At 42.9% G+C, this 12481-nt stretch carries 10 protein-coding genes and 1 tRNA gene; 5 read left to right on the top strand and 6 right to left on the bottom strand.

Annotation, left to right across the window (positions count from 1 at the left end; translation table 11 throughout):
- Positions 1-74 precede the first annotated feature (74 nt).
- Entirely contained in the window at positions 75-1730 is a 1656-nt protein-coding gene (locus tag ACT3TH_RS02945; protein WP_444754362.1) for a CYTH and CHAD domain-containing protein, read from the top strand.
- A gap of 107 nt (positions 1731-1837) precedes the next feature.
- Here the strand turns inward: ACT3TH_RS02945 and ACT3TH_RS02950 are convergent, their stop codons facing one another.
- Positions 1838-2353: a L,D-transpeptidase family protein gene (locus tag ACT3TH_RS02950; RefSeq protein ID WP_444754363.1), complete on the bottom strand. Its 516-nt coding sequence runs from the start codon at positions 2351-2353 to the stop codon at positions 1838-1840.
- 271 nt (positions 2354-2624) lie between these two features.
- Between ACT3TH_RS02950 and ACT3TH_RS02955 the strand changes: the two genes are divergently transcribed.
- A complete protein-coding gene (locus ACT3TH_RS02955; RefSeq protein WP_444754364.1) occupies positions 2625-3899 on the top strand; it encodes a hypothetical protein in 1275 nt (424 codons plus the stop codon).
- Between the two features lie 94 nt (positions 3900-3993).
- Here the strand turns inward: ACT3TH_RS02955 and ACT3TH_RS02960 are convergent, their stop codons facing one another.
- Positions 3994-5232: an argininosuccinate synthase gene (locus ACT3TH_RS02960; protein ID WP_444754365.1), complete on the bottom strand. Its 1239-nt coding sequence runs from the start codon at positions 5230-5232 to the stop codon at positions 3994-3996.
- Positions 5233-5573: 341 nt separating this feature from the next.
- Here ACT3TH_RS02960 and pyrC point away from each other — a divergent pair, with 341 nt between their 5' ends.
- From pyrC to ACT3TH_RS02975, 3 genes are all read left to right on the top strand, one after another.
- Positions 5574-6650 carry a dihydroorotase gene (gene pyrC / locus ACT3TH_RS02965; protein ID WP_444754701.1) on the top strand — a complete coding sequence of 359 codons (1077 nt, stop codon included), beginning with the start codon at positions 5574-5576 and terminating at the stop codon, positions 6648-6650.
- Between the two features lie 133 nt (positions 6651-6783).
- Positions 6784-7578: a ribonuclease T gene (gene rnt / locus ACT3TH_RS02970; protein ID WP_444754366.1), complete on the top strand. Its 795-nt coding sequence runs from the start codon at positions 6784-6786 to the stop codon at positions 7576-7578.
- 498 nt (positions 7579-8076) lie between these two features.
- Positions 8077-8152: transfer RNA gene (locus tag ACT3TH_RS02975), tRNA-Glu, on the top strand.
- A 367-nt stretch (positions 8153-8519) separates the two neighbouring features.
- Here the strand turns inward: ACT3TH_RS02975 and ACT3TH_RS02980 are convergent.
- The 4 genes from ACT3TH_RS02980 to eno form a co-directional block, all read right to left on the bottom strand.
- Complete coding sequence (locus ACT3TH_RS02980; protein WP_444754367.1) at positions 8520-9128, bottom strand: BLUF domain-containing protein; 609 nt, start codon at positions 9126-9128, stop codon at positions 8520-8522.
- A 457-nt stretch (positions 9129-9585) separates the two neighbouring features.
- Positions 9586-10326 carry a 2-C-methyl-D-erythritol 4-phosphate cytidylyltransferase gene (gene ispD, locus ACT3TH_RS02985; RefSeq protein ID WP_444754368.1) on the bottom strand — a complete coding sequence of 247 codons (741 nt, stop codon included), beginning with the start codon at positions 10324-10326 and terminating at the stop codon, positions 9586-9588.
- Positions 10327-10456: 130 nt separating this feature from the next.
- Positions 10457-10765 carry an FtsB family cell division protein gene (locus ACT3TH_RS02990; protein WP_444754369.1) on the bottom strand — a complete coding sequence of 103 codons (309 nt, stop codon included), beginning with the start codon at positions 10763-10765 and terminating at the stop codon, positions 10457-10459.
- A gap of 148 nt (positions 10766-10913) precedes the next feature.
- Positions 10914-12230: a phosphopyruvate hydratase gene (eno, locus tag ACT3TH_RS02995; protein WP_444754370.1), complete on the bottom strand. Its 1317-nt coding sequence runs from the start codon at positions 12228-12230 to the stop codon at positions 10914-10916.
- Positions 12231-12481 lie beyond the last annotated feature (251 nt).

Genomic DNA, 12481 nt, shown 5'->3' on the forward strand with positions numbered 1-12481 from the left:
GTTTTTTTATTGCGGTTTAAAGAATCATAGAATGGTAGACTAATGGTCATCATTCAGAATTATTAGGAGCCATTATGCAAGAGATAGAGCTGAAATTTTTGGTACCAGAAGCGCGTTTAAAAGGTCTCATGCGTCAAGTACATGTCAAATCTTCAAATTTGACGCAATTAGCAGCCCATTATTACGATACCCCTAACCGCCAGCTTGCAAAGGCTGGTATTGGTCTGCGTATTCGCAAGGAGGGTGATACTTGGGTACAAACCATCAAAGCTGGCGGTGATGGCCTCGTCGCACGTCTAGAACATAATGCCGTGCTGGACAATGAACAAGTACAAATCATGCTCGACAATGATGCCCTCATGCCGGATCTAACCATTTATAAAGACACGCCTGTCGCTTCTGCTTTAGAGGATTTTAAACTTAAAAAGTTGTCCAAAAAACTGACGCAATTGTATATCACCGATGTACAGCGTACCACACGCTTGCTAGTAGAAAAGATAAGTAACGACTCTGATTATGGTTCTGGTAGTGTTCCTGACAACAAGATTGAGGTGGCGTACGATCGTGGAGAAATCATTCACGGTACTGACGATACCAAGCAAGATGCCATTCAGGAAATTGAGTTTGAATTGATATCAGGCGATGTGGATTTCTTATTTACGACAGCCAAAGTATGGTGCAAACGCTATAAGCTTTCTTTATCTACCGTGACCAAAGCGGAACGCGGTGGATTACTCATCAAAAACAAACGTTATAGTCCGGCGGTTAGTGCCGATCTAAACAATTTGAGTGTCAATCAAAACACCAGTATGCCCGCCTTTGTACGCGCCGCTGTACATAACTGTCTGCTCCAAATACTGCCGAATAGCAGTGCTATTGTAGCTGGTAGTACTGACCACGAGCACATTTTGCAATTTCAAATTGGTGTTAAGCGCCTGCTCGTTGCGATAACCGCATTTGCAAGTTTCTCTGATGAGATCAATCCTGATTGGCAACCCATCTTGAAGCAAACTGTCACTCTGCTTGATGACTATCGTGAGCTGACGTATTTAGCCACTCATGTTGAACCTAAACTACAAGAACTTGGCTCGCCTGCGACTGATTGGGCGACAGACATAAAGGCGTCTAAAATAAAGCCAATGGATGCGGTACAAGCCAATGATTTTCAGTTGACGTTGCTAGAGCTGATTGTATTTACCATGAGTGACCCACAGCTTGAACCACAAAATGATAAACCTGCTATCGACAAACTCACTGAGATTTTGTCTGAGCAATACAAACAACTGCTAAAAGCGGATGAAAAGATTGATGATATAGATAATGCTGAGCATGAGAGTGATGCGCAGAGCATAGGTTCAGAAACTAAGGATTCAGAAAACAACAATTTAGAAATTAGAGCTTCAGAACACTACGACGATGCGCAGGCACAACATCATTTGCATCTCCAATTAGAAGCGTTACGCTATCTCAGTGAGTTTGCTGCGCCAGTATTTCATAAAAAATCGTCTAAAAAGAAAACCAAACGCTGGCTACAAAGTGTGATTAAAGCACAAAAGGCATTAGAAAAGTATCAGACTCATACTCGGTATCAACAGCGTTATCAGCTAAAATCGGCATCAAAAACTAATGCACTATATGGAGCGGGTTGGTTTGGAGCCACTTTAGAAAGCGACCATCAGAGTGCCGAAAAGCGCTTAAGAAAAGTAACAGATGGTACGATGTTTTGGTAAGTTTATTTATAAGAGCGTACAGCAACATAGTATGAAAACAGTATAAAAAAGACAGCTCGTTTACAAGCTGTCTTTTTTATTTAGAGACTAACTATAGTAGCCAGTGTTTACTCAGCGATTATAGTTACCGCCATACCCTCTTCTACTCCTTCAAACAGCTCAACAATGTCTTGATTGCGCATACGCACACAGCCATGCGAGAGCGGTAGACCCATCGGCTCAGTGTCTGGCGTACCATGAATATAGATATAGCGCTGGTAAGTATCACAACCGCCTTGAGCATTATTGCCTTTATTCGCACCTTCCTCAAGACCACTCAACCATAATATTCGACTCAATATCCAATCGCGCTCAGGATGATTCGTGCCAAGCGCTGCATCGTATATTTCACCTGTCGGCACGCGCCCAACAAACACTGAATTGATAGGCGCATTGCCACCTATTTTTTCTGCAATAACATGTCGACCTAGCGGCGTACAACCACTGTCTTGCTGACTACCGATTCCGTTTTTAGCGGTCGATACAGAGTATTTACTGATTTGATTTTGCTGCTGATATACCGTCAGTGTTTGCTCAGTAACGTTAATAATTAGCTGTGTATCAAGGTTTTTATTATTTCTCATAAATACATCCAACGATTATTCATAGTATGGCTGATATAGTCGATACTAAATAAAACAGGTACAGGGTGTTATCATGCAGAACTGGTACAAACTTTCCTCGCTTGCTGTAGCTACGGCGACAGAGGCTTCGTAAAATTTATACCAGTCCCGCTGAATCTCTCTTATATTGACCTGACCATAGTGTTTTTGATAAAAATTTCTATTGTTAAGGGATTGTCTCAAGGCATTTGGCACCGTAAGATAGGGACACACTTTTTGATGCTAGCAGATTATGACGACTATTTCACCGACACGTGTGTCGATGTATGATTTTCTATATCAAGATACCATGCCGATGCTGTCATTATTGGCAGATGCCGCTCAACTTTCATTACCTCAAGCGCGTTTAGCCATGAATGCCAGTTTGCAGGCCATCATAAGCGCCCTTCTCGTCTATCAGCAGCGCCATCAAGGACAAGCTGTTAGCAAAAAACTGTTTGGGCGTGCGGCGGTCAGAGAGCTGCGACAATACAACTCTATGAATTTTGCGACTATCAATGCGACGTTATATCATCGTCACGATGCTGCGGATGCCATCTTTCATGACAATGGACGCGTGATCAAAGCCAGCGAGCGTATTGCCACACAGATTGATGCAAGGCCGCAGCAAGTACAGATTTTACTGACGTCTTTGTGTGTGATTGTTCTTCGTGAACTGGCTATCTTGGCAGAATACAGTCAACTTGATCATGACGAGATTAATAAATGGTTTGCCTTACAACCGCAGTTTTTAGCAGCATCGCGCTTTGAGATAAACGCGTCAAATATAGCATCAGTTGAATTGGCAAACGCTAGTGACAAACCACCCTTAATGCCAGCAGATAGCCCATCAAACCCACAAAAACAAGCAGAGTCAGCAACTTTAATTGAATCTCATCTATTGGATACTGAGCCGCTATCAAGCGTCCCACCTGCTTTTGACCCATACTGGTATGAGCTTACTTCATTCAGACTTGACAGTCATGAGCCAGTACAAGACATGCAGCTGGCAACTGGCAATTATTTAAAAGCCATCGGCCGCTCACCTGATAATTTGCAACAAGGGCGGCACAATGACATGCTGGTGTTTGCAGAAATGCACGCTATTGCGTTACCGCATCAACGCTGGTTATTACAACTGGCAAAAATATCTGATATCTATCTTAGCCGACATCGACTGCGCGTGAACTCTGAACCTGCCAATCCACCCAAACCTCCGCTCGTCAGTTTGGGATTGATTGGTGGTAATAACGACAATATACCCACAACGATTAGTGAAAAACCGATTGAGTATGAGGCAACCACACCTATTTGGCGAAATCCCGTTATTCTCATTATCATCCTTGTCATTGGTGTGCTGGGCGTCCTCGCCGCTATAAAATATCAAACCCAAAAGTCTAACGGTCATATTCTCGCGACAGAAGAAGTGATCGAACAAGATAGTATTAAAGAGTACCAGCAGCAAGATGTGGCCATCGTCATGGTAGACGATGATCAGCCTATCACTAAAACCGCACAAAATGATTAAAAATTTACAGCCAAAAAAACAGAGGCGCTATGTATATAGGCCTCTGTTTTTTATGATATTCAGCTTTTAACGAATTACAAAATAAGTAAAAATCTTACTTTGATAAGTCACGACCACGGCTGGCTTCGATTGCCAAACGCAGACCATTCAAACGAATAAAGCCTTCAGCGTCCTTTTGATCATAAGCACCTGCATCATCTTCAAAAGTCGCGATTTTTTCGTCAAACAATGAATCAGCTGACTTGCGTCCAACCACGCTGACACAGCCTTTATATAGCTTCACACGGACGGTACCGTTTACGTACTCTTGTGATTTATCAATCATCGCCTGCAACATCATACGCTCAGGACTGAACCAGTAGCCGTTGTAGATAATTTTTGCATAGCGTGGCATGAGCTCATCTTTTAAATGCGCCGCTTCACGATCCAATGTCAATGATTCGATACCGCGATGCGCTTTTAGCATAATCGTACCCGCTGGCGTCTCATAACAACCACGTGACTTCATGCCAACGTAGCGGTTTTCAACGATATCCAAACGTCCAACACCGTGTTTGCCGCCAATCTCGTTTAGCTTAATCATCACTTCATAAGGTTTGAGTGCTTCACCGTCGATAGCAACGATGTCACCTTTCTCGTACTCTAACTCTAGATACTGCGCTTCGTCAGGTGCTTCTTCTGGGCTGACAGACCAGCGCCACATATCGTCTTCTGCTTCAGCATACGGATCTTCTAAGACACCGCCTTCATAAGAGATATGGAGTAAGTTGGCATCCATCGAATAAGGAGACTTTTTCGTATTACCCGCATAGTCAATTGCAATGTCATGCTCTTTGGCATACTGCATCAAGCTTTCGCGGCTAGATAAATCCCACTCACGCCAAGGGGCAATGGTCACAACATCTGGTGACAAAGCAACCGCACCCAACTCAAAACGTACTTGGTCGTTTCCTTTACCAGTCGCGCCATGACTGATGGCATCGGCATTGTGTTCTTTAGCAATTTCAACCAAACGCTTAGCGATGAGCGGACGCGCGATAGAAGTACCTAATAGATACTCGCCTTCATAGATGGCATTGGCACGGAACATAGGGAACACATAATCACGCGCAAATTCTTCACGCAAATCTTCGATGTGGATATGCTTGATACCCATGGCCTTGGCCTTGGCGCGGGCAGGCTCAACTTCTTCGCCTTGACCAATGTCAGCGGTAAAGGTAATCACTTCTGCATCATACGTTTCTTGAAGCCATTTAGCGATGATTGAAGTATCAAGGCCACCTGAATATGCCAATACGATTTTATTAATATTTTTTGGATCAAGCTGAGCCATGAATAACTCCTATTATGAGAATGTCGCTTTAGTAAAAGCACTAAGATTAAATCGAAAACAAATACTGAAAAATAATTTACATGTTCAGTGTACATCATATTTACTATAGGCAAAAGTGTAACTGCCCTCAGGTAATCGCTTTTGGTTTAAGTTTTGAATTATTGCATTTTTACCTTCTCTATCACAGAGCTGTTCTATAAAGGTATATTGAAGATCGAGCCATGAATTATGTACAGATAGTTGGCGGTATATTCAGTCAAGTAGGCAAATCTGTTATGATAGCGCTATTGCACCCCTTCTTTTTATTTTTCGTATATGACGATATAGAGCGCGACGACATTATGACTGATTCGATTAGAGAGTTGACCCTCCTCCAGCCAGACGATTGGCATATTCACCTGCGTGATGACGGGGCATTAAGTACTACCGTACCGCACGCCGCCAATAGTTTTAACCGTGTCATTTGTATGCCAAACTTAGTACCACCAGTCAAGAACGCCGCTGAGGCCATTGCCTACCGCACTCGCATCTTGGAGCATTTGCAAGCCAGCGACATAAACGATGAGCGAAAAGCAGCATTTGATCCGCGTATGACCTTGTACCTAACGGACAACACTACTGCGCAAGATATCGAAGTCGCGGCAAAATCCGGCGTCGTACAAGCCGTCAAGCTTTACCCTGCTGGTGCTACCACCAATTCAGCTGATGGCGTCACTGATATTAATGCCTGTGTCGATGTTTTTGAAGCATTAGAAAAGTACAACCTGCCCTTATTACTCCATGGCGAAGTCACTCAAAATCATGTGGACATTTTTGACCGTGAGAAGCGCTTCTTAGATGAGGTTTTGGCACAGATTATTGTCAAATTCCCCACTTTAAAGATCGTCATGGAGCACATTACCACCAGCGACGCGGCAGACTTTGTATTGGCTCAAGGCAATCACATTGCTGCTACGATCACACCACAGCATTTGATGTTTAACCGCAATCACTTGCTGGTTGGCGGGATCAAACCGCACTTTTACTGCTTGCCTATCTTGAAGCGGGAAAGCCATCAAAGGGTCTTGTTAGATGTTGCTACTAGCGGCAATCCAAAGTTCTTCTTAGGCACTGACTCAGCCCCCCATGCTACCGATAAAAAAGAATCAGCTTGCGGCTGTGCAGGTTGTTATAGCGCGGCCACAGCATTGCCTCTATATGCTACGGTTTTCGATAGTGTGGGCAAAATTGACAAATTAGAAGGCTTTGCCAGTCGTTTTGGGCCTCAATTTTATGGCTTACCAGTCAACGAGAGTACCATTACCTTAATCAACACACCTATGCAAGTGCCAACAGACTATCCTTATTTTGATGGTGGATCGGTGACGCCGCTTATGGCTGGTGAAATGCTGCCTTGGTCTATCAAAGCGTCTATCTGATTACGTCTACGGCTCTTTGCTCTATCCTATGATAAGAACAATGCCCTCTTAGGCAGCGGCATGATTTTTATCATAGGCCGCTTCTTTTTAATTCAATATAATAGTACGACTGATAAAAGCGATTTAACCTGATATGACCATTCAAAACGATGCCGCCTTACCTGACGACACCTTATTAAATAATTCAGACAATAACCTCAATAAAGTCTCGGCCATTCTCACTGATGGTGCTGCAACAGAAGTGTCATTGGCTGAAGAAACAACACCGATGCGTCTAAAAGACCGTTTTCGTAAGTTTTTACCTGTCGTCGTTGACGTTGAGACAGCAGGTTTTAATGCGCAGACGGATGCTTTGTTAGAAATTGCCTGTATTCCTATACTACTTAATGAGGAAGGCATCTTTTATCCAGGTGAAGCGTTCAATGCTCATATTGAACCATTTGAAGGGGCAAATCTAGAACCAAGTGCGCTTGCCTTTACAGGTATCGACCCGAACAACCCGATGCGCAAAGCCATTGCTGAAGATGAAAAAACAGCACTACGCCGTATTTTTAAGGGTTTAAAAGAGATACGCCGCGTTGAAGACTGCCGACAATGCGTCTTAATCGGGCACAATGCTCATTTTGATTTGTCATTTTTAAATGCTGCGGTGCTACGTACCAATAGCAAAAGCCACAACCCTTTTCATAACTTCTCAGTGTTTGACACCGTGACGCTATCGGCCCTAGCGTTTGGTCAGACCGTATTGGCACGAGCCTGTAAAGCCGCGGGACTTGAGTTTGATGGCAAAGATGCTCACTCTGCGTTGTACGACACGCAAAAAACGGCTGAGTTGTTTTGTTATATCCTCAACCATTATCCTATGCTGGCCAACGCGATGCAGGCTGAACCAGTCTCAGAGGAAGTCGCAGATAATGAAGATAAATAAGTCCCTCTCACATATCCTACATTGCTAACTAAGCATAATAGTGCTATTTGTAATACTTAATAACTTGGATCTCTAAATCTTGCGATTCGTCCAACCTTAACTACGGCTTTATGCGCACTAGGTTGAGAAAGCCTTTGATTGATAGAGAGTTGATTAAAAATAGTACTATTGCGTTTTATAGAGAGTTTACGTTGCCCACATGGAATTGAGAGCAAACACTATGAAGGCTTAATGGGAGGGACTTTGTCATGGATCCACAATTCAAGTTATGGGGAACCATTCTCGGCTATATGCTGTTAGCATTGACCATCAGTGCATGTACTTCCCTATGGATTCGGCATCATCTAAAGAGTAAAGATCTGCATCCGCGTCGTGCGCTCAAAAAAAGATATTTAATTTCACAAAGGCGAAAAAAAAGTCTTGACAGAAAACGCTGACACTATTAGAATACGCACCACTTCAGCATAAATGGTGAAAGCAGTTGAAGTGTTGTAACTAGTCCCCATCGTCTAGAGGCCTAGGACACTGCCCTTTCACGGCGGTAACGGGGGTTCGAATCCCCCTGGGGACGCCACTATTTGGCGTCACTTATTAGCAAGTTTGCTGAGAAGCATTGGATAAGACTGATAAGCGTACCATCAAAAAGCCCAATCACAATACATTGTGATTGGGCTTTTTTTATGTCTATGTGTTTTTTATCTCTTTATGCTCAATCTCTAAAGTGCTTACCTCTCCATTTTATACATGCTTAACAACCACTGGCGTACGACTGTTAACAAATTGCCAAATCCTTCTTAGAACCGCTTTTATACCTACTCTACGAGTATTGCTTAATACCCTATAACAAAATAATTTTTAACGAGAATCCAATTAAAAAAAAGCCAGCATTTTATGCTGACTCCTCTTACAAGATATTGTGTGATCAAAGTGATCAAGCTTTTTTATAGCAAAAGCCAAAGCAGCGCTAATACGATTAGTCCACCTAATATGGCTTGAATCAAAAAGAAAGCTTGATGCTGCCCTATTACCTTACCCAATGTTAGTCCTAGCGTACTGTATTTAATAGGCTGAGTATCGATATTACCGCTTTCTACTTGTTCTTCGTAATAGTTTTTCAAAATATTTAAAAATTCCTTATATTCATTAGATTCCCAGCTGTCAGGTTTAAATGGCATAAAACCTTTAAGCCTAGGCTCGCTGACCATCCAGCGCTCAAGTGTGATAGAGCGAAGTGACCAAGCAGCAAAACGGCGCTCAGCAAGTGCTGAAAAATCCAATATTTTTAAATCTTTATGCCGGTCATCTAACAACAAACGGTTTTTAAGATTGGTCAATGCTTGTTCGGTACCTTCTACACATTGTAAGAAGTAGCCATTGCCGTAGCAAAGAATACCAGTGATGTTGTCTATTTTATTTTGTTTAATGGCGACTTCTGCGATGTCGTTAAGCGTGCTGGAGCTTGAAAGTCCAGTCGAAGTAATGTGGCTCAGATATACAAGCTGGCAGAGATCTGGCGTCACTGGGTCTATAGAATCGTTAAATGTTGACAATCAGCTTCCCCCTATAATTAGGTAAATGTAGCTAAGACAACTATAAGAACTTTAGAAAAGAAAATAGAGACGAAACCTTTTAGAGCATAGAACTGGTTTGGTATATTATTGATTTTATAAATGTTTATAATAATTGTATTAAGATGGTTACATCATAGGCTACTTGCGTCATCAAAGCAACTTATGAATATACTAGATGAGCAAGTGACATTAGTAAACATTTTTTCATTTTTATTTGTATCTGTCACTCAAATGCTCTTTAGGACATACGCAGTATGACAGACAGACTATGTGATAAATCTATAATGAAAAATAATCAGCTGAATTAGAGTCAGATAGCGTTGATATAGTTACAAAAATGAATTTATATCACTATGCAGTCCTAAAGAATGCTTCTAGCATTTAGGTCAATATCGACTAGTAGAGAGTAGAAAATGAGGAAAATGCGCACGCGCACTTATGCTTGAGCAGTCAGAATCGCTGCGAGCAATATAGCGTCGTCAGGATAAGTAAGTTTGATATTTTGACGACTGCCAGTGACCAGTCGAATCGGTAGATCCAAATGCTCAAAAGCGCTGGCTTCATCCGTAATGAGGAGTTGATGAGCAGAGACATGACTCAGTACTTTTTTTAATTGCCCCAATCGAAAAACTTGCGGTGTTTGTGCTTGCCACATGTTACTACGATCAACGGTACGCTTAGCATAAGTGTGTTGGCGACCCTCGTCTAACCATTCATCTGTAAGGTTAGATTGAGTATAGGCGGCCTTGAGAGTGTCAGCGACTGGTGTCGCTAGAATAGCCCCATATGGCTCTGTCATCGCCGCTTCAATGACTCGGTCAATATCCCGACTGGGCACAGTAGGACGCGCAGCATCATGGATTAGAACTAAGTCTGAGTCATCAGACTCTATTTCATCAATCGCTATCACGCCCGCTTGAACAGATTGCCAACGCTCAGCACCACCATTCGCATACTCAATAGGCAACGCAAAATCAAGTGTCTGTGCGGTATTGTCATCCGCAGCCACGACCAATAAGCACCGATCAATATATTTACTGCAGGCAAGACGTGCCACGCTATGCTGTAGCAGTGTTTGCCCTTGTAGTAAGGTATATTGCTTAGCGATAGACGCACCAAAACGACTACCGCGACCGGCAGCGACAATCATGGCATGTATACGAGGATGATTATTCATAAGGTAAGATTCATGGCTATAGCCCATGATAGTATGGCTAAAAAGGGATAAAGACTGAAATGGAAATGAAATCAGATGTAAACTACGTCTTTATGATGGATAGTAAAGTGTCACATCACGTTATAGCGACTTAATAGCGACTGTGCGTCGTTGGTGCCGTAGATACTTGAACAAACGTCTCATTGGGCTTAATCAAGCCTAAATCTAAGCGAGCATGCTCTTCGACTGCCTCCAGACCATTTTTTAGGTCATAGACATCAGTACGCAATAAGTTGTTTGCGGCCACTTGGTTGTCATTCAAATGCTGCTGCTCTTCAATTTGAGTCAAAAGCTTGCTATGACCAAATCGGCCGTTCTCACCCAGCCAATATTGATATTGCAGTCCTAAAAGCACTGCAACCGCTAAAGCAACTAAGATAAATTGGCTAAAGTATTTCATGTAATAACGCCAAACGATAGAAAATATATAAAATAAAAGTTAGCTAAGCTGGCTAGGCAATACATAATCACATTAATAATGACATACACATCAGTAATCATATATCGCCTAGCTTTAGCGATAATTTTAGCCGTTTAACCTAGCCTTATTAACCACGTAAACCGATGAACTCTTCGCGACCACGGTAGCTTGCACGTACTTGCTGCTCGATACGTAGCAACTGATTGTACTTGGCTACGCGATCTGATCGGCATAACGATCCGGTCTTGATTTGACCAGCAGCAGTACCAACTGCCAAATCGGCAATGGTGCTGTCTTCGGTTTCACCCGAGCGATGCGAAATAATCGTCGCATAGCCATTTTTCTTCGCAAGATAAATCGCATCTAGCGTTTCTGACAGTGTACCGATCTGGTTAAATTTAATCAAAATGGCGTTGGCAATGTGCTTATCAATCCCTTCTTGCAAGATAGCAGGATTGGTCACAAATAAATCGTCACCGACCAATTGGACTTTATCGCCAATCTGTTCGGTTAGATACTTCCAACCATCCCAGTCTGACTCATCAAGACCGTCTTCGATAGAAATAATAGGATATTGACGCGCCAGACCTACTAAGTAATCTGAGAAGCCTTGACTATCAAAAGCCTTATTGCCTTCGCCCGCCAAAACATACTGACCATTTTTATAAAACTCACTCGCTGCGCAGTCTAGGGCAAGGTGGATATCTTCACCTGCCTTGTAACCGACCTGCTCAATCGCTTGCAGGATAACGGTGATTGCTTCTTCGTTGCTACGTAGGTTTGGCGCAAAACCGCCTTCATCACCAACCGCTGTGTTCAAACCTTGTGACTTTAATACAGACTTTAAGCTGTGAAAAATCTCTGTACCCGCTCGTAGTGCTTCCGAGAAACTGGTAAAGCCAACAGGCTCAATCATGAATTCTTGGATATCGACCGTATTGTCCGCGTGCTCACCACCATTGAGGATGTTCATCATGGGTACAGGCATTGTCAATGACGTCTGGTTACGCAAGTTGGCAATGTATTGATGTAAAGGCAAATTCTGTGATTTAGCAGCGGCTTTAGCGGTTGCTAGTGACACTGCCAACATAGCGTTAGCACCCAGGCTGTCTTTGTTTTCTGTCCCGTCCAGCGCAATCATTGCATCATCGATGCCTTGCTGCTCAGTGACGTCTTTGTCCATCAACGCACTACGAATCTGGCTATTGACGTTAGCAACGGCTTTTTTGACGCCTTTACCCATGTAGCGATCTTTATCGCCATCACGTAGCTCTAGTGCCTCACGTGAGCCAGTAGAGGCGCCACTTGGGGCAGCAGCACGACCAATGGTACCGTCAGCCAAGATAACATCGGCTTCAATCGTTGGGTTACCACGCGAGTCTAAAATTTCACGAGCGCGAATGTCTTTAATTGCGGTGACGTTGTTGGTTTCTTCAGCGTACATAATGTCTGTTAATTCCTTTGGTCATGCCAAGTTTGTGGGATAAATAACGGCAAATAAAATACAAAAAAGGTAAAGCAAGCTATCGCATACGCGTATGCCAAAAAACGGCTTTTCATACCTGTAAAATCAGTTAATCTTTAGCGCTATTTACGCTCTGCGTGGTACAGCGACAGCCAGCTATAGTGCTTGGCATCATAGCATATTTTTTATCAAACATCGCTTATCTTACACTGACTTATCATCACAATATC

It is taken from the genome of Psychrobacter sp. AOP22-C1-C5 (assembly GCF_052378885.1).
In the GTDB taxonomy this organism is placed as follows: Bacteria; Pseudomonadota; Gammaproteobacteria; order Pseudomonadales; family Moraxellaceae; genus Psychrobacter.